Origin of the sequence: Desulfovibrio sp. OH1186_COT-070 (genome assembly GCF_003860215.1) — a bacterium.
Lineage (GTDB): Bacteria > Desulfobacterota > Desulfovibrionia > Desulfovibrionales > Desulfovibrionaceae > Desulfovibrio.
Genome location: NZ_RQYH01000010.1, coordinates 47,320 through 70,314, shown reverse-complemented (window position 1 = coordinate 70,314; position 22,995 = coordinate 47,320). Strand labels below are relative to the sequence as shown.

General features: G+C 60.8%; 22 protein-coding genes. 13 read left to right on the top strand and 9 right to left on the bottom strand.

The window, feature by feature from the left end; all coding sequences use genetic code 11:
* Window positions 1-2: 2 nt before the first annotated feature.
* From EII23_RS05435 to EII23_RS05410, 6 genes are all read right to left on the bottom strand, one after another.
* A complete protein-coding gene (locus EII23_RS05435; RefSeq protein ID WP_124792370.1) occupies window positions 3-407 on the bottom strand; it encodes a type II toxin-antitoxin system VapC family toxin in 405 nt (134 codons plus the stop codon).
* A complete protein-coding gene (locus EII23_RS05430) occupies window positions 407-673 on the bottom strand; it encodes a type II toxin-antitoxin system Phd/YefM family antitoxin (protein WP_124792369.1) in 267 nt (88 codons plus the stop codon). The genes EII23_RS05435 and EII23_RS05430 overlap by 1 nt, the downstream gene beginning before the upstream one ends.
* A gap of 90 nt (window positions 674-763) precedes the next feature.
* Entirely contained in the window at window positions 764-2,113 is a 1,350-nt protein-coding gene (locus EII23_RS05425; protein ID WP_124792368.1) for a tetratricopeptide repeat protein, read from the bottom strand.
* Window positions 2,114-2,115: 2 nt separating this feature from the next.
* Window positions 2,116-3,354, bottom strand: coding sequence for a hypothetical protein (locus EII23_RS05420; protein ID WP_124792367.1), 1,239 nt, complete (start codon window positions 3,352-3,354; stop codon window positions 2,116-2,118).
* 15 nt (window positions 3,355-3,369) lie between these two features.
* Window positions 3,370-4,923, bottom strand: coding sequence for an MBOAT family protein (locus EII23_RS05415; RefSeq protein ID WP_124792366.1), 1,554 nt, complete (start codon window positions 4,921-4,923; stop codon window positions 3,370-3,372).
* Window positions 4,924-5,089: 166 nt separating this feature from the next.
* Window positions 5,090-5,377 carry an HU family DNA-binding protein gene (locus EII23_RS05410; RefSeq protein ID WP_124792365.1) on the bottom strand — a complete coding sequence of 96 codons (288 nt, stop codon included), beginning with the start codon at window positions 5,375-5,377 and terminating at the stop codon, window positions 5,090-5,092.
* Between the two features lie 205 nt (window positions 5,378-5,582).
* Between EII23_RS05410 and EII23_RS05405 the strand changes: the two genes are divergently transcribed.
* Window positions 5,583-6,713: a radical SAM protein gene (locus tag EII23_RS05405; RefSeq protein WP_124792364.1), complete on the top strand. Its 1,131-nt coding sequence runs from the start codon at window positions 5,583-5,585 to the stop codon at window positions 6,711-6,713.
* 195 nt (window positions 6,714-6,908) lie between these two features.
* On the opposite strand, the gene EII23_RS05400 is transcribed toward EII23_RS05405, so the two are convergent.
* Window positions 6,909-7,364: a periplasmic heavy metal sensor gene (locus EII23_RS05400; RefSeq protein WP_124792363.1), complete on the bottom strand. Its 456-nt coding sequence runs from the start codon at window positions 7,362-7,364 to the stop codon at window positions 6,909-6,911.
* Between the two features lie 231 nt (window positions 7,365-7,595).
* Window positions 7,596-8,036 (bottom strand): periplasmic heavy metal sensor, encoded by a 441-nt coding sequence (locus EII23_RS05395; protein WP_185702311.1) that lies wholly within the window; start codon window positions 8,034-8,036, stop codon window positions 7,596-7,598.
* 134 nt (window positions 8,037-8,170) lie between these two features.
* On the opposite strand from EII23_RS05395, the gene zraS reads away from it, so the two are divergent.
* From zraS to EII23_RS05380, 3 genes are all read left to right on the top strand, one after another.
* Complete coding sequence (gene zraS / locus EII23_RS05390) at window positions 8,171-9,634, top strand: two-component system sensor histidine kinase ZraS (RefSeq protein WP_124792361.1); 1,464 nt, start codon at window positions 8,171-8,173, stop codon at window positions 9,632-9,634.
* A 140-nt stretch (window positions 9,635-9,774) separates the two neighbouring features.
* A complete protein-coding gene (locus EII23_RS05385; protein WP_409360227.1) occupies window positions 9,775-11,085 on the top strand; it encodes a sigma-54-dependent transcriptional regulator in 1,311 nt (436 codons plus the stop codon).
* Between the two features lie 43 nt (window positions 11,086-11,128).
* Window positions 11,129-11,764 carry an HD domain-containing protein gene (locus EII23_RS05380; RefSeq protein WP_185702310.1) on the top strand — a complete coding sequence of 212 codons (636 nt, stop codon included), beginning with the start codon at window positions 11,129-11,131 and terminating at the stop codon, window positions 11,762-11,764.
* A gap of 13 nt (window positions 11,765-11,777) precedes the next feature.
* On the opposite strand, the gene argB is transcribed toward EII23_RS05380, so the two are convergent.
* Window positions 11,778-12,626 (bottom strand): acetylglutamate kinase, encoded by an 849-nt coding sequence (argB, locus tag EII23_RS05375; RefSeq protein ID WP_185702309.1) that lies wholly within the window; start codon window positions 12,624-12,626, stop codon window positions 11,778-11,780.
* Window positions 12,627-12,794: 168 nt separating this feature from the next.
* Between argB and EII23_RS05370 the strand changes: the two genes are divergently transcribed.
* The 9 genes from EII23_RS05370 (at window position 12,795) to EII23_RS05335 (ending at window position 22,979) form a co-directional block, all read left to right on the top strand.
* Window positions 12,795-14,807 carry an ATP-binding protein gene (locus tag EII23_RS05370; RefSeq protein ID WP_124792359.1) on the top strand — a complete coding sequence of 671 codons (2,013 nt, stop codon included), beginning with the start codon at window positions 12,795-12,797 and terminating at the stop codon, window positions 14,805-14,807.
* Window positions 14,808-14,853: 46 nt separating this feature from the next.
* Window positions 14,854-16,251, top strand: a complete 1,398-nt coding sequence (gene gltX, locus EII23_RS05365; protein WP_124792358.1) for a glutamate--tRNA ligase — start codon at window positions 14,854-14,856, stop codon at window positions 16,249-16,251.
* Between the two features lie 69 nt (window positions 16,252-16,320).
* The gene (locus tag EII23_RS05360; protein ID WP_124792357.1) at window positions 16,321-17,142 is read left to right on the top strand and encodes a KilA-N domain-containing protein; all 822 of its coding nucleotides are present in this window, start codon (window positions 16,321-16,323) and stop codon (window positions 17,140-17,142) included.
* Entirely contained in the window at window positions 17,139-17,873 is a 735-nt protein-coding gene (locus EII23_RS05355) for a DUF4276 family protein (RefSeq protein WP_221620364.1), read from the top strand. Before EII23_RS05360 ends, EII23_RS05355 begins: the two co-directional genes overlap by 4 nt.
* Window positions 17,873-17,998: a hypothetical protein gene (locus EII23_RS13385; protein ID WP_260424609.1), complete on the top strand. Its 126-nt coding sequence runs from the start codon at window positions 17,873-17,875 to the stop codon at window positions 17,996-17,998. Before EII23_RS05355 ends, EII23_RS13385 begins: the two co-directional genes overlap by 1 nt.
* Window positions 17,995-18,825 carry an N-acetylneuraminate synthase family protein gene (locus EII23_RS05350; RefSeq protein ID WP_124792356.1) on the top strand — a complete coding sequence of 277 codons (831 nt, stop codon included), beginning with the start codon at window positions 17,995-17,997 and terminating at the stop codon, window positions 18,823-18,825. Before EII23_RS13385 ends, EII23_RS05350 begins: the two co-directional genes overlap by 4 nt.
* 31 nt (window positions 18,826-18,856) lie before the next feature.
* On the top strand, window positions 18,857-20,809 hold the full coding sequence (locus EII23_RS05345; RefSeq protein WP_185702308.1) for a B12-binding domain-containing radical SAM protein: 1,953 nt from the start codon (window positions 18,857-18,859) through the stop codon (window positions 20,807-20,809).
* Entirely contained in the window at window positions 20,806-21,945 is a 1,140-nt protein-coding gene (locus EII23_RS05340; RefSeq protein ID WP_185702307.1) for an FkbM family methyltransferase, read from the top strand. The genes EII23_RS05345 and EII23_RS05340 overlap by 4 nt, the downstream gene beginning before the upstream one ends.
* Window positions 21,942-22,979 (top strand): FkbM family methyltransferase, encoded by a 1,038-nt coding sequence (locus tag EII23_RS05335; RefSeq protein ID WP_124792353.1) that lies wholly within the window; start codon window positions 21,942-21,944, stop codon window positions 22,977-22,979. The genes EII23_RS05340 and EII23_RS05335 overlap by 4 nt, the downstream gene beginning before the upstream one ends.
* Window positions 22,980-22,995: the final 16 nt, after the last annotated feature.

The window sequence follows — 22,995 nt, the reverse complement described above, 5'->3', positions numbered from 1 at the left end:
CTCTATGCCCAAGGGTTGATGAGGCGAACTCCGGCAGGGGCAAAATGTTTTTCGTTGCGTGTCACCACGGACATACCGTGAACAAGGGCCGTGGCCGCAATCAAGATGTCGGCATCACTCCGGCCCAGTTCGGCACCAAGCTGCCCCCAGCGGCGGGCAATGGGTATGGTCACGGGCAGAATCCGGTCAGCATGGCTCAATAGCAACTGGTCGAGCCAAGCGGCAAGTTTTTGTGCAAAAGCAGCGTCCCTGGCTTGCTGTCGGCATATGCCGCGCTCTATCTCGCCAATACTCACTACGCTGACAAAGAGATCACGATCCTTTTGTTGCCCGATCCAGCGCACAAGTCCGGGGTTACGGTCTTTTTTGCGCAATTCCGAAAGCACCATCGTGTCGAGCAAAAACATCAGAAAAGCACCTCCCGCAAGGCAATATTTTGCCGGGGGGAGGCTTCTTCCGCTTCTGTGGCAGCAGGCATGGAAAGCAGAAATTCTGTAAATTGCGGAGCGGAAGCCTTGCTGCGCTCAAGAAAAACTTCGTAATCATGCATGGAAAGTACCACCGCCGCAGGCTTGCCGCGCCTGGTCACAACTTGCGGCGTACCGGCGCAGGCGGCGTTGACCACTGCGCTGAACCTGTTTTTTGCATCCTGCAGAGTCCACTGGCTGTGCATGACATGCTCCTTTTGGCTGGATGAAAAGTCTAGCCCGAAGAAGATGCAATGGCAACGGCATACGGGGGAAGCCGTGCAAAGGCGGCGTTTTCAGCGTTTGTCCGCCCGTGTCAGGTGGTAGACGCGGGGGATCATGTACATGATGCTGACAGAGCGCGCGGCTTCGTGGCGGGTGGCCACAACAACGGAGCCGAGGTTCCACAGGCGGGAATCCTCGCCCTCGCCTGCCGAAGGCGCTCCAAAGCGTTGGCTGAGCATGGCCTCCACCTGTTTTGCCGTGTCCGGAGCAGCGGCGGGATAGTCCAGTTCCAGAAAGCCCAGCGGAGCCGGATTGCCGGGGCCGTAGCAGGCAGACAGGCGGTGCGCCCCCGGCGCAATGCGCCCGGCTTCGTAAATATCGCAGATATAGGTTGCGTCCTCGCGGACGGGCTTGGCCCCGTATTTTTTGAGCACGGCACGCATGGCCTCGCGGTTGGTGCTGTCCAGGCGCTGCCCCAGAAGCACGGCCTCGGCGCGCGGCTGTGCGGCCGCCATTTCTTCCAGTTCGCGCATGGCCCCGGCATCGCCGTTCATGGCTGCGGCGTAGAGCAGCAGCGTGGCTCTGGCTGCATCGGCGTTCACGCCCTGCCCCACGCGGTACATGTGCCCGAGGCGCGCCAGAGCGTCGGTCTGGTTTTGCATCGCGGCGCGGCTGTACCAGGCTGCGGCCGCCTGGGCATCCTTGCTGACGCCCCGGCCCAGTTCGTAGAGCATGCCCAGATTGTACTGCGCCTCCGGCAATCCCTCACGGGCTGCCAGATCAAACCAGCGGGCGGCCTCCTGGGGATTGGCGGCAATGCCGCGTCCCTGCTCCAGCATGCGGCCGTAATTGCTCATGCCTGCGGGATATCCGCGCCCGGCGGACTGGGCATACCAGTGCAGGGCGCGCCCCGTGTCCGGCTCCACCCCCTGCCCGAGATCGTACAGCACGCCCAGATTGTTCATGGCCTGCCCGTCTCCTGCCCCGGCCTGGCGCTCCCAGATGATCCGGGCGCTGGTGTGGTCCCCCCGGGCATAGGCCCGCGCCGCTTCCTCCATGGGCGAAAGGAGGGGAGGCGCGGGCGGGGCGGCATCCCCACTGGTTCCGGGTTTTCCGGCCTGTTGGGCCTGCGGCGGCGTGGGTGCGTGAGCTGCCGGGTTGTGGGGGCCTGTCGGGACTGCGGGAGCGGGGGGAGCGGTGGGGGCCGCCGTTGTTTCGGGAGCACGGCTTGCGGGCGCGGAGGGCTGCGCAACGTGGGCCGGAGGAGAGCTTGCGGGAGCTTTGGGAGGCGCTGCGGCGGGAACAGACGGGGGCAGCGGCGCGGTCGGAGCGAAAAAGGCCGGAAAAGCGCAGGCAGGCAGCGCCAGAAGAACCGCCAGTGCGAGAGATGCGGCGTTTTTTGCCCGGCAAAGCAGGAGCATGCCTATTCCCGCACAGTGCGCTTGGGGCAGTTGAAGTTCATGAAGTCGATTTCCGGCAGGCTGGTCAGGCGCTTGTCAAAAACCAGGGCGTGTCCGCGCCAGTCGCGGATAACGGCATTGATTTTTTCCATGTCCACATGGGCCAGCAGGGAGGGCCAGCGGTCGGCCATGTCGCGCAGCATGCGCACATAGGTCACTTCGCCACCGTGAAAGCCGTCGAAAAATTCGCAGTCACCCGAGGCAAAGGAGCGCGGGTCGGTAAAATCCATCACATTGATGCCGCGTTCCAGCAGGGCGTTGCGCAGGTGGAAAAGGTGGGGATAGTCGGCCTCGTGCTGGCGCATGGCGTCCAGGGCGCGCGTGGACAGGGGAGAGATGAACACGAAAACGGCAATGCCGCGGGAGACAAGGCGGCAGTAGATCTCGGCAAAGGCGTCCAGATGGGCGCTGCTGATGCCGCCCGCATCGCGGCTGTCCGGCAGGGGTTTGGCCCGGTAGAAGGCCTTGATGCCGTGGCGTATCTGGCTCAGCGTATCGGAGAACTGGTAGTCAAAGGGGCGTTTTTGCCCGGTGCTTTCGCCGGTATAATACCAGGAACCGTCGGGGCCGAAGCCGTCGTCGGTCTGCTGGGCCATGATGCCGTAACGGCCGGAGCGGAAGCCGCCCAGGCTCCCGGGCAGCAGGGAGGCCGCAAGGTCGCGCGCCGAAATCTTGCCTTCCAGCAGCCAGGTCCAGGGTTTTTTCAGGCTTTCAAAGCCGTAATTGTAGGAACCGCTGGTGGGCGGCTCTTCCGTGAAGGGATCGGGATTCCACTGGGGCATGAACCACCAGAAATCCAGGCCGATGAGCACGGCCTCGGGCCTGTGCGTGCGCAGCATGGCTTCGAGGGTGGAACGCAGCACGGGCAGATTGCCCGCGGTGCCGCCCACATTGAGGAAGGAAGAACGAAAATAGGCCGAACGGAACTGCATGACGCGCGACGAACCCACCGCCGCAACCGCGGGCTTGACGCGGGCGTAGAGTTGCAGCTTGTAGTCCACAAAGTCCTGGGAAATTCCGGAGCCGAACAGGGCAAAGTCGCCTCCGGCCTGTGCGTCCACAGCGCGCTCCACAGCCACATCGCCGCTGCGAAACACCCACCAGCAGGTATAGGGCAGAAGCACGGCGCAGCCCGCTGCGGCGAGGGCCAGAAGAACGCCGAAATACCGCTTGAGAAAAAGGCCTGGGGATGGGGTGCTCATGGTGACGCAGCCTGTCTAGAATTGGAAATACAAAAAGGTCGCCTTGCGCGAAACCAGAATCAGACTCACAAAGGCCAGCGCCGCCAGCCCCGTGGCCCAGGCCCGTGACGCCTGCCAGCGCAGGAAAGGCTGTGTGCCGTCGCGCCTGCCGTGGAATATCTCGCGGGTGTTGGGCAAACCCCAGACAATGGCAAAGCTGAGCAGAAGGAGGGCAAGGGGGAGCCAGTTCTGGAAATAGTGGTTGGGCAGCCAGGAGCCCATGAGGGCGGCCATGCCGGAAAGCCCTTCCGTATTGGCGCCGGATCCGGCGGCAGGGGTGAAGGGGCCGCAGAACATGGCCGTATAGATGCGCCCCGCGCCTTCCATGCTGGTCGCCCTGAAGACCACCCAGCAGAAATTGATGCAGAAAAACGTGAAAAGAACGGAGCAGAGCCGCACGGGGGCGGCCGCCATGATGCGTTCCAGGGGGCTGTCCCTGATCAGCGCGCGGAAGAAGTGGTTGACGCTGAGCATGAGGCCGTGCAGCGCGCCCCACACAAGAAACGTCCAGCCCGCGCCGTGCCACGCGCCGCCGATGAACATGGTCAGGAAAAGATTGCGGTACTGGGTGAGGCGTCCCTTGCGGTTGCCGCCCAGCGGAATGTACAGAAAGTCCCGCAGCCAGGAGCCGAGGGTGATGTGCCAGCGCCGCCAAAAGTCCACAATGCCCGTGGATTTGTAGGGAGAATGGAAGTTTTCGGGCAGGCGCAGGCCGATCATGAGGCCCAGGCCGATGGCCATGTCCGTATAGCCGGAAAAGTCGAAATACAGCTGGAAGGTATAAGCCAGAGAACCCAGCCAGGCCTCGCCCCCGCTCAAGGGAAAGCCCTTTTCCGCCGCGTTGAAAACAGCATCGGCATACAGGGCCAGGCTGTCGGCCAGAAGCACCTTTTTGCCCAGCCCCAGAGTGAACAGCGCAAGACCGCTGGCCAGATCGTCCGGTGTGGCTGCGGAGAGCCTGTCAAACTGCGGCCCCATCTGTTCGTAGCGCACGATGGGACCGGAAATGACGTAGGGAAAACAGGCCGAAAAAAGCGCGTGCCGGGAAAAGCCCTGCGGCGTGACCTGCCCCCGGTACACACTGACCAGCCAGGCGATCTGGATGAAGGTGTAGAAAGAAATGCCCAGGGGCAGGCCCGGAGGGTCGAACTGCCACTGGACAGAAAAGAGGGCGGCCAGATTCTGGACCAGAAAGGCGGAATACTTGAACCAGAGCAGGGGCAGCACATTGAGGGTCAGCGCCGTTGCCAGCAGGCATTTGCGGCTGATGCGCCAGCGCCCGGCAGGGGCCGCGTCCGCCTCCGCCTCCGCGCGCTCGGGGGCGGCCAGAGCCAGGGCAAAGGCGTAGTTCATGCCCAGCACAGCCGCCAGCAGGCAGAGAAAGGGCAGGCCCCACAAGGCGTAAAAAACCGTGGAAAAGAGCAGCAGCACAAGGCCGAGACTGGCGGCACCGCTGTTGGCGGCCAGCCGCCAGAAAATCAGCAGCAGGGGAAAAAAGACAAAGAGAAAGGAATAGGAGTTGAAAAGCATGCGCGTCTCCCGGTGCTTCCTGAACCGGCGCCGGGTGCGGCACCGGGCGTATGCTGTGGCCGGATTCCTGCCCTGCGGCATCCGGCCCCGCCCGGCAGGCGGCAGGGGCCGTTACGGCGGGAGCAAACGGCTGACCGAAGCAAGGCCATTCCTGCGGGAGCGTGCGTCAGGGGTTCAACTCGGCGCGGAACTTGCGGGAAAGCCGGAAAACCACCACCTTGCGGGGAGGCAGGGTGATGGTTGCCTCTGTCTTGGGGTTGCGGCCCTTGCGCGATGCCTTGTCATAGCACTCGAATTTGCCGAAGCCGCTGATGAGCAGGGCGCGGTCTTTCTTGATGGCGCCCTTCATGATCTCCAGCAGTTTTTCAAGAACGCCCTTGACGTCCACGCGGTTTTTGTCTGTCTCTTCGTAAATGGCCTCCACAATGTCGGCCTTGGTCAGGGTCTTTTTCATGGCACACTCCGGCATGCCGTGCGGAGCCGCCGGAGCGGCGCGGCACATGTCTGGTTCAGCTTCACAATACAAAAAATCTTGTGTACAAAAATACATGCAACGTGCGGATTGAGCAAGGCATTTTTTGATTGTTTCCCCTGTTGCGTCCCGTGCCGCGCCCCTGCCGTTCTTTTGTCCGTCAATGCCCCTGCCCGCGCCGCCAGCCATGCTCCAAACATTTTTTTCCCGGCCCCCGCACAGCGGGCGCTCCTTTTCAGCTTCTGCGCCCGGCAGCGTGCTGACGCTGCCCTGGCACATGCCCCGCTTGTCGAAGGCATGCGTTGTGCCCGTATTCCTGCCTTTTGGCGGATGCCACGCGCGTTGTGTCTTTTGCGCCCAGCACGAGCAGACCGGCCAGACGCCGTGCCCGCCGGGTGCCCCCGGCGGTGTGCGAGCGGATTTGTCCGCCGTGCTCGCCGCGGCCCGTCGGGAACTGGAAAGCAGGGCAGCGCGGGGGCTGCCGCCTGCGGAGACGGCTTTTTACGGGGGCACGTTCACTGCCCTGCCGCCCGCGGAAATGGCGGCCTGCCTGCATTTTGCCCGCGGGGCGCGGAACGGGGGTCTGGTCACGTCCTTTCGTGTCTCCACCCGTCCCGACCGGGTGGATGCCGCTGTGCTGGAGCGTCTGCGCGGCGAAGGTTGCGGTATTGTGGAACTGGGGGTGCAGAGCTTTGCGGAGCATGCTCTGGCCGCTTCCCGGAGGGGCTATGACCGGAGCGCGGCCCTGGAAGCCTGCGCCCGTGTGCGCGCGGCCGGGCTGCGCCTGGGGGTTCAGCTCTTGCCGGGCATGCCGGGGCACAGCCCTGCGGATTTTGCGGCGGATGTGCGGCTGGCGCTGGATGCCGGGGCAGAAATGCTGCGCTTCTATCCCTGCCTTGTGCTGGAAGGCACGGAACTGGCCCGCATCTGGCGCGGGGGCGGCTATGCCCCCTGGCCGCTGGACGTGACGCTGGGTGCCCTGGCCCACGCCTGGCTTGCGGCCCTTGAGGCCGGAGTGCCCGTGATTCGCATGGGCCTCGCGCCGGAAGAAAGCCTGGCGCGCTCCCTGCTGGCCGGGCCTGTGGACCCGGCTTTGGGCTGCCGCGTCATGGGGCGGGGGCTGTTGCTGGCTGTGCGCCGCGCGCTGCGCAGGGCGCAGGAAGACCGCTCCTCTTTTGCCGTGCAACTGCCTGTGGCGGCACAGGGCTATGTGTGGGGAGCGCGCAGGGAACTGCGCCCGGTCTGGGAGGATATGGGGCTGGAGCGGATATTCTGGAGCAGAGAGCCTGTGGTGCGCATTCTGCTGTCCGGCATCTGATTGCGGGTGCGATTTTCGGGAGCGCGGTTTTCAGACAGAGTACGGCCGCCGGTGGGGGACCGGCGGCCGGGGAGGAGAGGAGGTTTCATGGGTTAGAGGTTAACGGAAACAAGGAGGACTGTTTTTGGGAGGGGCCGCCACATGCCCTGTGGGAGAGAATGTGGCGGGAGTCTGCCTGTATGTGGACTGACGGGCTTACTGCTTTTCGCCCTTGCGCATGCCGCCGCCGGGGCATCCCGGCAATCCCGCTTCGCTTTCCAGCTTTTGGGACATTTCTGCATGCAGGGTGTGCAGTTGCCTGTACAGATTGCGCAGTTCCGTGGCTTGCGCGCGCACGCTGTCCACATTGGGGGTGGCCGCGTTCTGCAGGGCGCGCAGCTCCTGCCGTTTGACAAAGATCTGGTCTTCCAGGGGGGCCATCTTTCCGGAGTATTCGTTCACAATGGCCTTGTATTTTTCCTGCTGCTCGGGGCTCAGGCCGGAACGCATGCCCATGTGGAAGCCGTGGCCGTGACCGTATCCGCCGGGGCATTTGCGGAAACCTTCGTCCGTACAGCCTCCGTGGGGATGCGCCATGCTTGTGGCAACCGGGGCGGCTCCGGCAAGGACGACAGCCAGCAGAAGGGGCAGAGCAATGCGACGTGTATTCATGGTATGCGTATCTCCTGTTTGCGCGGCCGTGGGCCGCGGTCTTGCCAGGAATATAGCAACGGCTGTGCCAAACCTGTTTTTTCTTTGGGAGAGAAGGGGTCAGGGAGAGTGAGGGCTGTTTGGGGCATTTGTGCCCGCGTTCTTCTGTCCATTTTTTATACTGTCAGGCGCAGAGACTGTCTTTTTTTTTGACACATGGGGCACGAAGATGCCAGACTGCGTCAGGCAAGGCTAGTCTTGCGCGGCGGGTGCGGGAAAGTCCATGCTGCATCCCCGGCTTGCGGGGCGGCCCGGCGCAACGCCCAGTTTGGCGCGCATTTGCTGGTCGGCGCGCAAAAAGAGGGCGCGCAGTTCGTCCCGCAACTGCTGCAATTCCCGTCCGAGGCGGGGCAGGGTTTCGGGCGGGGTGTCCTGGGCGTAGCAGAGGTGCTCCAGTTCGCGCTTTTTTTGCATGATGCGGTGGCGCAGTTCGCGCACCTGCCGCTCGTGGTCGGCCATGATGGCCCGGGCTTTGAGGCGCTGCTCCGGCGGGAGGCTTTGCAGCCAGGCGTCCAGAGCTGCGGGGCCTTTTTCGGGGCAGGGCGGGGGGCCGCACAGGGGGTCTTTGGCAAGGGCGGGCAGGGCGGAGCCGGCGAATGCAAGGGCGCAGATGGTCAGGAAGGTTTTCAGCATACGGGTCGCCATGCAAGAAGTGGGCAAAAAACGGGCCAAAAAAGCCGCCTGCGTGCGCCCACAGGGCGTGAACGCAGTTACCGGAAAGAATACCCTGTCCTGAAGGCCAAGTTCAAGCACAAAAGTTGTCGTCCATGAGCCAGAACGCGCGGTTTGCCATTCTTCCGCAGGCCACAGCCGCCCCGGCGGGTGTTTTGTCGCGCTCTTCCCGCGCTTCCCTGGGGCTTTTGCTGGGAGGAGCGGGGGCGGTGCTGGTTTTGGCCATTGTTCTGCTGGCCTATATGGCCAACCAGCGCAGCGAAGCGGGCATGGCGCGTCTGCTGGGCGAAAAGGGTTCGTCCCTGATCGTGGCCCTTGAGGGGGGCCTGCGTTCGGGCATGCGCAGCGGGGCCGGGGTGCGCCTGCAGATACTGCTGGAAGAAATCGCCAGCGGGCCTGACATCATTTTTGTCGCCCTGGCCATGCCCGACGGCACCATCGTGGCCCACAGCGACCGGGAAAGGCTGGGCGAGATCGTGCGCTTCAACGGGGCCGAACTGGACGAGACGCACATGGCGGGGCTTGCGCCGGACAGCCATGCCCGTTGGGGCATCATGCACATGGAAGGGCACAGGGCCTTTGTGGTGTACCGCCAGTTCGTGCCGGGGCTGCGCAATGTGCCCGCGGGCCTCCCCCTGCCGGTCATTTTTCTGGGGCTTGACGTTTCTCCCTTTGAAATCACCCGCAACCAGAACCGCGACTACCTCATCATGCTCACAGGGGTGCTGGTGGTGGTGGGGCTGGTGTGCCTGCTGGCTCTGTATTATGCCGAGCGGGCGCGGCAGTGGCGGCAGGGCCAGCGCCGGGCCGAAGGCAGGGTGCGGCGCCTGGAAGAAGAAGTCCGCCGCAAGGAAAAGATGGCGGCTGTGGGCAACCTTGCGGCCGGTGTGGCGCACGAGATCCGCAATCCCCTGAGTTCCATCAAGGGATACGCCACCTATTTCGGACAGCGTTTTCCCGAGGGCAGCGCGGACCGCGCGGCCGCCGGGGTCATGGTCAGCGAGGTGGACCGCCTCAACCGCGTGATCACGGATCTCATCGGCCTTTCCCGGCCCAGCGACATCCGCCCCCGCGCCGTGAAGCTGGAAAGCGTGCTGGACCACATCCTCTGCCTTGTGGCCCGTGACGCGGAAAAACGCGGCGTGCGCATTGTTCGCCGTTTCGCGCGCGCAACGCCCGCGGCCCTGGCCGATCCGGAGCGCATGGAGCAGGTTCTGCTCAACCTCTGCCTCAATGCGCTGGACGCCATGCCCGGCGGCGGCGTGCTGACGTTGGGCCTCATGCGGCAGAAAGGGCGCATTTGCGTGCTGGTGCGCGACAACGGAACGGGTATTGCGCCCGGCGTTCTGCCGCATATTTTTGATCCCTATTTCACATCCAAGGCGCAGGGAACAGGGCTGGGCCTGGCCACGGCGCACAAGATCGTGGAGGCTCATGGCGGCGAGATCAGCGTGGAGTCCCGTCAGGCTGGCGAGGGGCGTCGCGGGGAAACCACGTTCCGCATCTGGCTGCCGCAGGCCTTTGGGGAGACGCAGGCGGCCATTCCCCACGAGGGCTGACAGGCCGAAACGGCCCGAAATCCGGGAAAAGGCAGGCTCCCCGTCCGGCGCACCCGGCAAAGGGCCTTTTGGGCGTGCAGAAGGAGAACAGCGTGGCAGACTGCATTCTGGTTGTGGACGATGACGCCGCGCACCGCGGCATGTTGTGCACGGTGCTTGCCTCCTGGGGCTACCGGGTGGAGGAGGCCGCGGACGGAGACGAGGCCGTGGCCCTGGTGCGCGAAAAATCTCTGGACGCGGTGCTCACGGACGTGCGCATGGCGCGCATGGACGGCATCGGCGCACTGCGGGAGATTCTGGCCTACAATCCGGCGCTGCCCGTGCTGCTCATGACGGCCTACTCCTCGGTGGAAACAGCGGTGGAGGCCCTGCGGCTCGGCGCGTACGATTATCTGGTCAAACCCCTGGACTTTGACGCGCTCAAAAATGCCCTGGCCCAGGCCATCGACCACTCCCGCCTGAGCGTGGAAAACCGCGAACTGCGCCGCCAACTGGGCGAAGCCGCCGCAAGCCCCGGCATTCTGGGGCGCAGCCCCGCCGTGGTTGCCATGCGGGAGATCATCGGCACCGTGGCGCCCACGCGCGCCACAGTGCTCATCACCGGCGAATCGGGAACCGGCAAGGAACTGGTAGCCCGCGCCCTGCACAGTGGCAGCCCGCGGGCGGAAAGGCCGCTGATCACGGTAAATTGCGCGGCTCTGGCGGAAAATCTGCTGGAATCGGAACTCTTCGGGCACGAAAAAGGCTCTTTTACCGGCGCTGACCGGCGGCGCGAAGGACGTTTTGCGCAGGCTGACGGCGGCACGCTTTTTCTGGACGAGGTGGGCGAAATGCCCCTGCCCCTCCAGGCCAAGCTGCTGCGCGTGCTGCAGGAGGGCGAGGTGCAGCGCGTGGGATCGGACATTCCCCTGCGTGTGGACGTGCGCGTGCTGGCGGCCACCAACCGCGATCTGCGCGAGGAGGTGGCGCAGAAGCGCTTTCGCGAAGACCTTTATTTCCGGCTCAATGTCATCACTGTGGAGGTGCCGCCCCTGCGCGAGAGGGTGGAAGACATTCCCCTGCTGGCGGCCCGCTTTCTGGAACGTTTTGCCGAGCGCAACCGCAAGTCTGTCAGGGGATTTTCCGCCCAGGCTCTGGATTGTCTGCTGCGGCACGACTGGCCGGGCAATGTGCGCGAACTGGAAAACGCGGTGGAAAGGGCGGTCATTTTGTGTGCCGGTGATCTTGTCACGGGGCGGGAACTGCCGTCAGCCGTGACCCGTGACGGAGAAGGCGAGCGCCGTCCGGGCGAGGGTTTTGCGCTGGCGGGCCTGTCGCTGGACGCAGTGGAGCGCAGGGCCATTGAGGAAACATTGCGCCTGTCGGGCGACAACAAGAGCGAGGCAGCCCGCCGACTCGGCATCACCAGAGCCACCCTGCACAACAAGCTGCGCAGGTACGGTCTGGAATAAGGGGACGCGGCGCGCCTTGCGCGCGAAAAGCGGGGCAGAGAGCATGAAGAAGGACGGAGCAGGGCAGACGCCGTTGGACGCGCCGCAGGCGGAGCGCCTCACGGATTTTTTTCACGAGGTGGGCATGCTGCGCCACACGCCGCGTTCGGGCTATGCCTTTCTGGGTTCGGGAAAAGAGAGCGTGGCCGAGCATTCCTACCGGGTTGCGGTCATGGGCTACGCGCTGGCCCGGCTCGGCGGGCTGGACCCGGCGCGGGTCACGTTTTTGTGCCTGTTCCATGACCTGCACGAGGCCCGCACAGGCGACCTCAACTACGTCAACCACCGCTACGGTTCACTGGACGCCAGAGCCGCGCTGGAAGACTGCGTACGGGGCACCGGCCTTGAAGGGGACATCCTGCCCCTGTGGGAAGAACTGTCGGCAGCGGGCAGCCCGGAAGCCCAACTGGCCCATGATGCGGACCAGCTTGACCTCATCTGCAACCTCAAGGTGGAACTGGAGAGGGGCAATGCCTTTGCCGCCCGCTGGCTGGAAAGCGCGGTGGCCCGGCTGCAAACGCCCCTTGCCCGGCAGGTGGCCGAAACCGTGCTGCGCACGGACTCCAGCCGCTGGTGGTATGGCCAGGTTGATCCGGACTGGTGGGTGCGCCGGGGGCGTCAGGAGCGCCAGGAGAGGTAGAGAAACGCCGCCCTCAGTCGTGCGGAATCACCGCCGTGCCCAGGGCTTCGCCATCCTGCAGATAGCGGGCAAGGCTTGAGGGCGCGCGCCCGTCAAGAATGAGCGCCCGCTGACAGCCGTGGGCCAGGGCGTTGAGGCAGGATTCCACCTTGGGGATCATGCCGCCGGAGATCACCCCTTCGTGCCGCAGGCGGTCGCAGTCCTTTCCGGTGAGAACCGGAAGGAGTTCGCCGTGTGCGTCCAGCACGCCGGGCACGTCTGAAATGAGGACAAAATAATCGGCCTTCAGCGCACCGGCGAGCATGCCGGCCGCCGTATCGGCATTGATGTTCAGGGCCTGTCCCGCGGGGCCGGTGGCCACCGGCGCCACCACGGGCACAAAGCCTCCGCCCAGCAGGCAGTGGATCAGGGCCGGGTTGACCTGCTGCACGTCGCCCACCAGTCCCAGATCGGGATTGCGGATCACGGCCTGCAACAGGCTGCCATCCCGCCCGGAGATGCCCGCCGCCTTCACGCCCCTGCGGGCAAGGGCGCTGACCACGGCCTTGTTGACCTGACCGCAGAGAACCATTTCCACCGCCTCCATGGCGGCTTCGTCGGTCACGCGCAGGCCGTCCGCAAAGCGGCTGGGTATGTCCAGCCGCCGGAGCAGGGCCGAGATCTGCGGGCCGCCGCCGTGCACCACCACAAAGTCCGTGCCCCCTCCGGCCAGCCGGGACAGGTCGGAGCCGAAGGCCGCGCCAAGTTCGGCATTTTCCATGGCGTGACCGCCGTATTTGATGACAACTGTGGAAGACATGGCATTCCCGCTGGTGCTTGCGGCCTTCCGAAAGGCCTGGTTGTCGGACAAGGATACGTTCATGCTCGCGTACCATCTTGCAACATTCCGCGCAAGTTCCCGTTTTTCTTTCGGCAACTGCCCGGTTTTGCAAAAAATACGGCAAAAGTGCCGCGCCGCAGCGGTTGTCCTGCAAGCTATTGTTTTGTGAGAAGAAAAGGGATAGCCTGTTGGTGTGAAGGGAGACTGGTTATGAAAAGGCCGATAGCTGTTCAGGACGGCAGTTGGGTGAGCAGGGCCGCGGATGCGGCAAGCGTGGGCCTGTGGTCGCTGGAAATGGACGAGCGCACCGGCCGCATGGGTCTGTACGTTACCCCGGTGGCGCAGCGCATGGTGGGCATTGAAGGTGAACTTTCCGCCAGAGAGTTCCTGAAAGCCTGGGTAAGCCATGTGGACGCACAGCACCTGCTGCCGTTGCGGAAACTTTTTCAGGGGTTCCGGTCAGACACCGATGTGCACGAAGCCTGCTATCCCTACAATCATCCCCGGTGGGGAAAGAAAATCTTTCGCCTGGGCGGGCGGCGGCTGTCTGGCGACGGCGATGCCGTGCTGTGCATCACGGGATACCTCCAGAGCATGGTCGGCGCGTGCGAGCCGCGCCATCTGCACGACGAAGGGCGCACCCTTCTTGCTCTGGCCTGCCGCCTGGGCCGCTTGGGCGTGTTCAGCCTGGAGGCTGACGGCGACGGTTGCCGCCTCACGGGCAATGCGGCCTTTTATGAACAGATGGGCATGAGCGGCAAGGGCGGCGGCGTGGAAAGGCTGCGCGTTGTGGAGAGCCGGTTTTTGCGGGACGATGTGCCCCGGTGGCGCGGATTGTGCGATCCCGCACAGTGGATTCCCGGGCGGCGCGACCCCCTGGAACTGCGCATCAGCCACCCCCGCAAGGGGCTGTGCTGGCTCATGTTTGTGGTCGAAATTCTGGAAGGGCCAACCGGCCGCCGGGTTATGGGCTATGTGAATGACGTGACCGAAAGCCATCTGCGTGAGCAGACGCTGCGCGAGGCCAAGGAAAACGCCGAGTCGGCCAACATGGCCAAGAGCATTTTTTTGGCCAACATGAGCCACGAGATACGCACGCCCATGAACGGCATCATGGGCATGGCCCGCCTGACGCTGAACACCGAACTCACGGCGCAGCAGCGCGATTATGTGCAGAAAATCTACATCAGTTGCGAATCGCTGCTGGGCATCATCAACGACCTTCTGGACTTCTCCAAGATAGAAGCCAACCGCATGGATCTGGAGAATCTGCCGTTCCAGCCGGAAAAGGAACTTGAGGCCGTGCTCGTGCTTTTGCAGCCCAAGGCCTGGGAAAAGAAAATCCGCATCGAAAGCTCGGTGGACGCGGACATTCCCCCTGTGCTGACGGGCGATGCCCTGCGCCTGCGACAGATACTGGTCAATCTGGGCGGCAATGCCATAAAGTTTTCCGCGCACGGCACTGTGCGCATTGCCCTGCGCCTTTTGCGCGGCGATGGCCATACCGTGCGCCTGCTCTGCGAGGTCAGCGATGAGGGCATCGGCATGACCGAAGAGCAGATCACCCGGATTTTCGAGCCTTTTTCTCAGGCAGAGTCCTCCATTACCCGCCGTTTCGGCGGCACGGGCCTGGGGCTTGCCCTCTGCCGGCGTCTGGCGGAACTGATGGACGGCCAGATCAGCGTGCGGAGCGAGCCGGGCAAGGGCAGCGTTTTTCAGGTGGAGTTGCCTTTCGGCGTGGGCGAAGATGCGCCGGGCGACGAGAGCGAAGAGGAGCAGGAAGACTGCGACTGCCTGCGGGGCATGCGCGTCCTTTTGGCCGAAGACGGCGACATCAACCGCGAGATCATGGAAGTTCTGCTGGACGGCATGGGCATACACTGCATCCCGGTGGTCAACGGGCAGGAGGCCCTGGACACCTGGCTGCAACGCCGGGAGGAGATTGATCTGGTGCTCATGGACGTGCAGATGCCCGTCATGGACGGTCACACCGCGGCCCGCAAGATCCGCGCCAGCGGACTGAGCGGGGCGGAAACCGTGCCCATTGTGGCCATGACGGCCTATGCCATGCGCGGGGATTCCGAACGCAGCCTTGAAGCGGGCATGAACGGGCATCTGACCAAGCCCGTGGACATGCCGGAACTTGTGCGGACTCTCAAGAAATTCTGCCCCATTGTTTCCCGGACGGAAGAAAAGGGCACTGCCCCGGACACGGGGGAGTAGCCTCCGGTCTTTTTTTCGGACGGCCCCATACAAACAAGGATCATTCATGACCGCTGTTGTCACGCGCTTTGCGCCCAGTCCCACGGGGCATCTGCATATTGGCGGGGCACGCACCGCCATTTTCTGCTGGCTTCTGGCCCGCCACTCTGGCGGCCGTTTTTACCTGCGCATCGAGGATACGGATCTTTTGCGCTCGCGGCAGGAGTATACGGACTCCATTCTGGCCTCCATGCGCTGGCTCGGTCTGGACTGGGACGGCGAGCCGGTCTACCAGACGCAGCGCACCGATCTGTACAACAGGTATGTGGACAGGCTGTTGCAGTCGGGCCATGCCTACTGGTGCTCCTGCACGCCGGAAGAGGTGGAGGCCATGCGCGAGGAGGCCCGGCAAAAAGGACTCAAGCCGCGCTATGACGGACGCTGCCGCGAGCGCGGCCTCGGCCCTGCCGAAGGCCGTTGCGTGCGCCTCCGGCTTCCGGCTTCGGGCAAGGTGCTTTTTGACGATATGGTCAAGGGCAAAATCGCCGTGGACGTGGCGGAACTGGACGATATGGTCGTCAGGCGCGCCGACGGCATGCCCACCTACAATATGGCCGTGGTGGTGGACGACCACGAAATGGGCGTCACCCATGTGCTGCGGGGCGATGACCATATTTCCAACACGCCGCGGCAGATTTTGCTGTACGAGGCCCTGGGGCTGCCTGTGCCGCGTTTTGGGCATGTGCCCATGATTCTCGGGCCGGATCGTCAGAAATTGTCCAAACGGCACGGGGCGCGGGCGGTCATCGAGTACCGGCAGGACGGTTTGCTGCCGCAGGCTCTGGTCAATTATCTGGTGCGGCTGGGCTGGTCGCACGGCAATCAGGAGCTGTTCAGCCAGGAGGAGCTGGTGCGCTATTTTGACGGCACAAGCCTCAATCCGGCGGCAGCGGCCTTTGACCCCGCCAAGCTCCAGTGGTGCAACGCCCATTTCATGCGCGAAACGCCTCTGCCCCTTCTGGCGGAGATGGTTGCCCCCTTTGTGGAAGAAGCGGGTCTCGGTACGCCTGCGCCGCAGAGGCTGGAGGCACTGTGCCGCATGTTTCGTGAACGGGCCGACAACCTGCGGGACATGGCCGAAAGCTTTCGCCCGCTGCTTGTGCCCGCCGCAGAGCTCGACTACCGCCAAAAGGATGCGGACAAGCATTTCACCGGGGCGGGCAAGGCCCATCTGCGCGCCCTGGCCGGTATTTTCGGGGCGTGCGCGCCCTTTGCGGCGGAAAACATCGAGGCCGCCCTCAATGCCTATGTGGCGGACAACGGCCTGAAGTTCAAGGAGGTCGCTCCGCCCGTGCGCACGGCCCTCATGGGCTATATGGGCGGATCGCACCTGAACGAGATCATGGCTTTTCTGGGCCGGGAGGAAACTCTGGCGCGGCTGGAAAGGCCGCAGGGGGGAGTATAGAGGAAACCACACTGCCGCTGCATGAACCTTTTGCCGTTTTTTCAGCATCGGCTGCAAAGGATGCCTCACATGACAAAACTTACTGTTTTGGACACCACGGTTTCTTATTATTCCCGCAAGGATGAGGATTACATCAGCCTGACAGACATGGCCCGTTATCGGGACGCGGAACGGGTTGACTATATCATCCAGAACTGGATGCGAAACCGGAATACCATAGAATTTCTTGGGCTTTGGGAGCAGTTGAACAACCCCGGCTTCAAATCCATCGAATTCGATGGATTTAGAAATCAAGCCGGGTTGAACAGCTTTGCCCTCACGCCCAAATTGTGGATTGAAAAAACTGACGCTGTGGGGATTACTTCCAAAAAAGGGCGCTATGGCGGGACGTATGCTCACAAGGATATTGCCTTCGAGTTTGCGTCCTGGATAAGCGTGGAGTTCAAGCTTTACCTTATCAAGGAGTTTCAACGTCTCAAGGACGAAGAACAACGCCAGCTTGGCTGGGATATCAAGCGCAACCTTGTAAAAATCAACTACCGCATCCATACGGATGCCATCAGGGAACATCTTGTTCCGGAAACCGTTACGCCTGCCCACGCCACTATGGTATATGCCTCGGAAGCGGATCTTTTGAATGTCGCCCTGTTTGGCATGACTGCCGCCGAATGGCGGCGGGACAACACGGACAAAGACGGCAATATTCGCGACTACGCCACAGCGGCGCAACTCGTCTGCCTCTCCAACCTGGAAAACCTTAATGCCCTGTTCATCAAAGAAGGCATTCCCCAAGGAGAGCGTCTCGCCCGCCTGAACGCCATAGCTATTCACCAGATGACTTTGTTGACAGCGGATGGCGGAATCAAACGGCTGGGATCTTCAAAGGGGTGATTTCCGAAACCGCCCCAGGATGTCCCGGCATATCTCCAGTTTTTGCTGAAAGGCCCGATACAATACCCCGTTTTTTCCGACAAAAGTTCGCAACAATACGGTTTGCAGGGTTTGTGAATGTATTGTGCGGCAGTTTTATAAAAATCTCTAGACTTTCTGCTCTTCATCGTCAACAATATGACAGTGCGCGGCGCTGCCTGATTCAGGGAAAAATTCCCCCGTGCGTTCGGCAAGGCACGGACGGTTTTTCGGCCTGTTTTTTGGCATCTGCGGCCTTTCGGCGGCTTTTTGCGGGAGAGCGTGCTTTCCTGCTTGTGGACAGTGAAGACTCGGTGGATGCCGAAAATACGCAAAAGCCCTGGCTGCATCTGGCTGCCCGGACGGAAGATCGCTGGTCACAGCCAGAGGGCGCCACTCATGAGCAGTGTCATCTCATGGTGGTCTGTATGGAAAGCTGGTTTCTCGCAGACAGGCAGGCTTTGGAAAAATTTTTTGGTCAGAGGTTCAAGGCCAGCGCATTGCCCGCACCTGACCGCGCTATCGAGGGTATCAGCAAACAGCAAGTCCATGATGCGCTTGCGAAGGCAACAAGTCATTGCAAAACAAAAGCTCCTTACGGAAAAGGCGAACATTCTTTCAAGCTTTTGGCAATGCTCAATCCCGGCAACGTAACCAGCGCATCTGCATGGGCCCAACGCCTTGTTGAAGGTTTGCAAAAAGCAGTGATGTAATGTGGAAACGTGCCCGCGCATGCGCCAGTACGCTGGCGGAGTATGGAGTGGGTTGCGAAATCGTGGTTTTTCTGGGCCGGGAGGAAACTCTGGCGCGGCTGGAAGGCCGCAGGGGGGGAGTATGAGGGTGTTTATTATTGCGGAAATCGGTATCAATCATAATGGCGATGTCGGCATTGCAAAGCAGCTTGTTCAGATGGCGAAGTCGTGCGGATGTGACGCTGTCAAATTCCAAAAGCGAACCATTGAGCGCGTCTACAGCAGGGAATTTCTGGATTCTCCGCGTGAAAGCCCTTGGGGGAAGACACAGGGTGAGCAAAAAAGGGGGCTGGAGTTCGGCAGGGACGAGTACGACATGATTGATGCGTATTGCAGGGAAAAAGAAATTCCCTGGTTCGCTTCGGCTTGGGATATGGAAAGTCTGGCCTTTCTTGACAGGTATGATTGTCCGTACAACAAAGTGCCCTCTGCCATGATTGTCTGCGAAGATTTTCTTCATGCCGTGGCCGCGCGGGGCAAGCACACCTTCATTTCCACAGCCATGTCCACCATGGACGACATTGCCCGTGCTGTGCGCATTTTCCGGCAAGCCGGGTGCTCTTTCGAGCTTATGCACTGTGTGGGCACATACCCTATGGCTGTGGAGAATGCCAACCTGCGCTGCATTGAAAGCCTGCGCGAAGCATTTCAATGCAACGTGGGGTACAGCGGGCACGAGACCGGCCTGGCAGTTTCCGTGGGTGCTGTAATGTTGGGCATTACTTCACTGGAGCGTCACATCACTCTGGATCGCTCCATGTACGGCTCCGACCAGGCTGCCAGTGTCGAAGGCGCGGGCCTCCTGCAATTGTGCCGCTATGTGCGCATCCTTGAGCGCGCCCAAGGGGACGGTATCAAGCGCATCCTTCCCGAAGAAGAACATGTGGCCAGAAAGCTGCGGGCACATCTGTGAGTCCCGCATGCACGCCCGAGAACACTCATTCATGCCTGCCTTTTCAGATCATGCGCTGGATTGCCAGCGCAACAGCACTGCTCCACTCAATATCCTGCTGATCCTTTTGCGAGACTCATACCAGTTGTTTGACTGGTCAGTGCCTCCCATTGGTCCGGCCTACGTATCGGCCTACCTGAAAAGCCGCGGTTGCCATGTTTTCACCCTGAACCTCAATGCCGAACATGGTGACGAAAGGCAGATAGTCAGTGACTGCATCCGGCATAACAACATTCATCTGGTGGGCATCGGGGATCTTGTTACCCGCTTTGCCCAGATGAAGGAGATGCTGGAGTACATCAAGTCTGTTCACCCTGAAATCATTGTCTTCATGGGTGGAGGGCTTGTGACCTACAGTCCCGACGAAGCCATGCGGGGCATCCCGTGCGCCGATATTGGTGTGATCGGGGAAGGGGAAATCACTGCCTATGAAATGGTCAGAGCGCTGGAGGAGGGGCGTTCTCTCGCGGATGTGGACGGGCTTGTGTACAGAACAAAAGACGCGGGCGTGGAGAAGCTCGTGTTCAGCAAGGCGCGCAAACCCATACGGGATCTCGACTCCCTGCCTTTTCCGGACTGGGATGGCTTCAAATTTTTTCAACAGGCAGAGCAGCATTCTTCCCCGGATAACCAGAGGATTGTTTCGGCGCCCCTGGTGACAAGCCGCAGTTGCCCTTTTTCCTGCACATATTGCTCGAAATCCGGGGGGCAGACATACAGGCAGCGTTCTCTGGACAATATTTTCGCGGAGCTTGAGCTTCTGGTACGCGAAAAAAATGTCAATCGCCTTTTTCTGGATGATGAGCTGTTTGCTTTCAATGCGAACAGATTGTATGAATTCTGCGAGAGGATAGAAAGGTTTCATATCCAGTGGCTGGTATACCTGCGTGTCGGAAAGCACATGACGTCCGATGTTTTGAGAAAAATGAAAAACAGCGGGTGTATACGCATTTTTTATGGATTTGAAAGCGGGGACGACAGCGTTCTTGCCAGCATGAAGAAAAAAATCACGGTCAGGGATATCCGTGACACTGTCCAGCGGACATACGATGCCGGAATCCTTTGCACCGGACAGTTTATCTTCGGGGATGTCGCGGAAAACAGGACAACCATAGAAAATACGTTTTCCTTCGCCAAATCCATACAGGACAAGGTAATTTTCATGGAATACGCCATGATCCGCTGTTATCCCGGTTCTGCACTTTTTGCTGCTGCGGTGCGGTCAGGGCGCATCCCGGATACTCTGGACTTCATCCGCAAGGGGTGCCCGCTTGTGAACATGTCCCAGCTTTCCGACGAGGAATATGACATTTTCGTTGCCGGGCGGCTTGTTGAAGAAAAAAAGGCCCTGCTGCTGGACTGGGCGCAGAGGGAGACTTCTCTGGTCATGCGGGCGGCGGACAATTCTGCATACTATACCGTTTCTTTTGTCTGCGGGCATTGCCTGCACGAAAACGCCGTCAACGTGTATCCCGTCAATCTGGCCAAGCACTGCAAGACCTTGTGCGTACAGTGCGGCGAATCACATACCTTTGTTGCCCTGAAAGCGTATGCGGAGCATATCGATCTCACCTTGCGTTCTCTGCTGCATGGTTCAGGGGCGGTCTTCTGGGGAGCCGGGGCCTTTTTGATGCTTTTTGCCGCTGTTTCCCCGGCTCTGGAGGAAATGCCCTGGATACAGGTGGACAAAGACCCCGGACTGTGGGGAAAAACCAAAAACGGCAGAACCGTTTTCAGTCCGGAGGAAATCGGGAAGAAACAGTGCGACACGGTCATCGTGTCGGCCGTGGATCAGTTCGACGCCATCGCGGGCTTTGTGCGGGCGCATTTCCCGCACGTCAGAACCATATGCAATCTGCGGGAGATCGGCTTCGCGCAGGGAGGTGTGATGCACACGGAGAAAAATCATGCCTTTTTCGCGCGCCCTGGGGAGGAAGACGCATGAACAGTCTGGCAGGCCTTTTTTCTCCCGGCGAACTGGACAGGCTCAGGAAAACGCGTTTCCCTTTTTCCGGGGGGCGGTTTTCTTCATGGGACGATGTCAGGGATCGCCAAATCATTGTTTTCGGGGCGGGGCATTACGGGCGGGGCACGATGGACATGCTCCTGAAAGAAGGAGTGACTCCCCGGTTCTGCGTTGACGCCAATCCCGCAGTTGTGGGTTCCAGCTACAGAAATATTCCGGCGCGCCCTGTTGCCGCACTGGAAGAAGCAAAAAACGCCCTGGTGATACTCACCTCGGCCTATGCCGGAGAAATGCATGCGCTGTGCCGGCGCTTTGCGGTGGAAACAGCCCTGCCCACGGAACTGCCCGCGGCTTCCTCGCCGGTTGCGCCCATAGGGCTGCGCATGGAAGAGTATGAGCGCAATGCCGCTCTGGAAGAAATGATCGCGGTTCTGGACGACAGGTCAAAAAGTGTTCTCAAAAATTTTCTGGCCTTCCAGTTTACCCTTGACCTTGAGTACATACGGAGCGTGTATACGCCGCACCCGTACTTTGACAAAGATTTTTTGCGCCGCGTTCGTTACGAGGTCTTTTGTGACCTGGGGGCCAGCTTCGGCGACACCTGGGAAGCCTATTGCGCTCATACGGACTGCGGGAAACAGAATGCATATACATATTACGCTGTTGAACCAGATTTGGGCAGCTTTCTGGAACTGCAAAAAAAGACGAGCGGAAATCCCAATGTTATCCCGCTGTTTTTTGCCGTGTCTGCTGAAGACGGCATGGCGCACATCTCCGAGGAGGGGCAGGGTTCAAATCTCTGCTTTGTGGATGAAAAAAAAAGCAATACAGTCCCCCTGCGCAGCCTTGACAGCCTTTTTCATCGAATGGGGCCAAAGCCTACTGTCATCAAGGCGGATGTGGAAGGAGTCGAGGCCGATGTTTTGCGCGGAGGCCAGAATCTTTTGCGCACAGCGCGTCCCGATCTGATTTTTTCCCTGTACCACAGGAAAAATGATTTTTACGAAATCCCCCTGAGTATCCTCAGGGCGGGCAGGTATGAAATCGCCATACGCCAGCATACACGGTCCTACGGCGAACTTGTGGTCTATGCCCTGGCCGGGAGAGAAGAATGAAAGCATGCCCTGTGATTTTGTGGGGAGCGGGCAATACCGCCCTGTATTACAGCGGAATTCTCGCCTTCGAGGGGATTTTTCCTGAATTTTTTGTGGATTCGGCGCAGGAGAAAATCGGCACATGCCTCAACGGCATTCCTGTCCGCGATGTGCGGAGCATCACGGCGCTGGAAGAACCTCTTGTGCTGGTCGCAACGCCGGTTGCGGAAACATTTTCTGTCATACAAAGGCAGGCACTCACGCTGAATCCTCATGCGCACTGTTTTTCCGTAGATACCTATCTCATGGAAAAAAACAAAGAACGTATACAAGAAGTCAGTGATCTGTTTTCCGATGCTGCATCACGAAAAAAATACGCGGCAGTCGTGGAAAGCAGAAAAAACATGAGCGATGTTCCTGCGTGGGTCGTTGAGTCACCATTTTTGCGTTATGAAAGTCCTCTTTCCTTCCAGTTGCCGCGCCTTGACGATATTGTTGTGGATGCCGGAGCGTACTGCGGTGACTCGCTGGAAAAATTTCTCCTGCTGCATGATGCGCATATGCGGGAATACTATGCCTTTGAACCTGACGAACGCTTTTTTGCGGCACTTGTCGCCCGAAGCAAGAGGCTTGCTGTGGAGTGGGCATTGGACGGCTCAAAGCTTGTGCCTGTCAAATATGCGCTGGGCAGGGAGTCCGGTGACGCTTGCCTCAGAAACTGGGATCTGCCCGGAGGGGGAAGTGCGCTTTTGCACGGTGATGCACCACCCTGGGAGAGAGTTTCCCGTGTCCAGCTTACGAGCATTGACAGCTTTTTTGCCGGAAAGGATATCACTTTTCTCAAAGCGGATATTGAGGGTGCGGAGTATGACATGCTTCTGGGCGCAAAAGAAACCATATGCCGGTGCAGGCCCAGGCTCGCCATCTCTCTGTATCACTCCCCATCGGACATGTATCGGATACCGTTATTGCTGAAAAGCTTTTCCTTGGGTTATCGCTTTGCGTTCCATCACTACTCCCCGACATGGGGGGACAGCCTGCTCTATGCGTGGTAGCCGTTTACGGGAGGGG

Excerpts from the sequence above, each read along its gene's own strand:
- EII23_RS05435 (WP_124792370.1), bottom strand. The coding sequence starts at position 407 with ATGTTTTTGCTCGACACGATGGTGCTTTCGGAATTGCGCAAAAAAGAC.
- EII23_RS05430 (WP_124792369.1), bottom strand. The coding sequence starts at position 673 with ATGCACAGCCAGTGGACTCTGCAGGATGCAAAAAACAGGTTCAGCGCA.
- EII23_RS05425 (WP_124792368.1), bottom strand. The coding sequence starts at position 2,113 with ATGCTCCTGCTTTGCCGGGCAAAAAACGCCGCATCTCTCGCACTGGCG.
- EII23_RS05420 (WP_124792367.1), bottom strand. The coding sequence starts at position 3,354 with ATGAGCACCCCATCCCCAGGCCTTTTTCTCAAGCGGTATTTCGGCGTT.
- EII23_RS05415 (WP_124792366.1), bottom strand. The coding sequence starts at position 4,923 with ATGCTTTTCAACTCCTATTCCTTTCTCTTTGTCTTTTTTCCCCTGCTG.
- EII23_RS05410 (WP_124792365.1), bottom strand. The coding sequence starts at position 5,377 with ATGAAAAAGACCCTGACCAAGGCCGACATTGTGGAGGCCATTTACGAA.
- EII23_RS05405 (WP_124792364.1), top strand. The coding sequence starts at position 5,583 with ATGCTCCAAACATTTTTTTCCCGGCCCCCGCACAGCGGGCGCTCCTTT.
- EII23_RS05400 (WP_124792363.1), bottom strand. The coding sequence starts at position 7,364 with ATGAATACACGTCGCATTGCTCTGCCCCTTCTGCTGGCTGTCGTCCTT.
- EII23_RS05395 (WP_185702311.1), bottom strand. The coding sequence starts at position 8,036 with ATGCTGAAAACCTTCCTGACCATCTGCGCCCTTGCATTCGCCGGCTCC.
- zraS (WP_124792361.1), top strand. The coding sequence starts at position 8,171 with ATGAGCCAGAACGCGCGGTTTGCCATTCTTCCGCAGGCCACAGCCGCC.
- EII23_RS05385 (WP_409360227.1), top strand. The coding sequence starts at position 9,775 with ATGTTGTGCACGGTGCTTGCCTCCTGGGGCTACCGGGTGGAGGAGGCC.
- EII23_RS05380 (WP_185702310.1), top strand. The coding sequence starts at position 11,129 with ATGAAGAAGGACGGAGCAGGGCAGACGCCGTTGGACGCGCCGCAGGCG.
- argB (WP_185702309.1), bottom strand. The coding sequence starts at position 12,626 with ATGAACGTATCCTTGTCCGACAACCAGGCCTTTCGGAAGGCCGCAAGC.
- EII23_RS05370 (WP_124792359.1), top strand. The coding sequence starts at position 12,795 with ATGAAAAGGCCGATAGCTGTTCAGGACGGCAGTTGGGTGAGCAGGGCC.
- gltX (WP_124792358.1), top strand. The coding sequence starts at position 14,854 with ATGACCGCTGTTGTCACGCGCTTTGCGCCCAGTCCCACGGGGCATCTG.
- EII23_RS05360 (WP_124792357.1), top strand. The coding sequence starts at position 16,321 with ATGACAAAACTTACTGTTTTGGACACCACGGTTTCTTATTATTCCCGC.
- EII23_RS13385 (WP_260424609.1), top strand. The coding sequence starts at position 17,873 with ATGTGGAAACGTGCCCGCGCATGCGCCAGTACGCTGGCGGAGTATGGA.
- EII23_RS05350 (WP_124792356.1), top strand. The coding sequence starts at position 17,995 with ATGAGGGTGTTTATTATTGCGGAAATCGGTATCAATCATAATGGCGAT.
- EII23_RS05345 (WP_185702308.1), top strand. The coding sequence starts at position 18,857 with ATGCCTGCCTTTTCAGATCATGCGCTGGATTGCCAGCGCAACAGCACT.
- EII23_RS05340 (WP_185702307.1), top strand. The coding sequence starts at position 20,806 with ATGAACAGTCTGGCAGGCCTTTTTTCTCCCGGCGAACTGGACAGGCTC.
- EII23_RS05335 (WP_124792353.1), top strand. The coding sequence starts at position 21,942 with ATGAAAGCATGCCCTGTGATTTTGTGGGGAGCGGGCAATACCGCCCTG.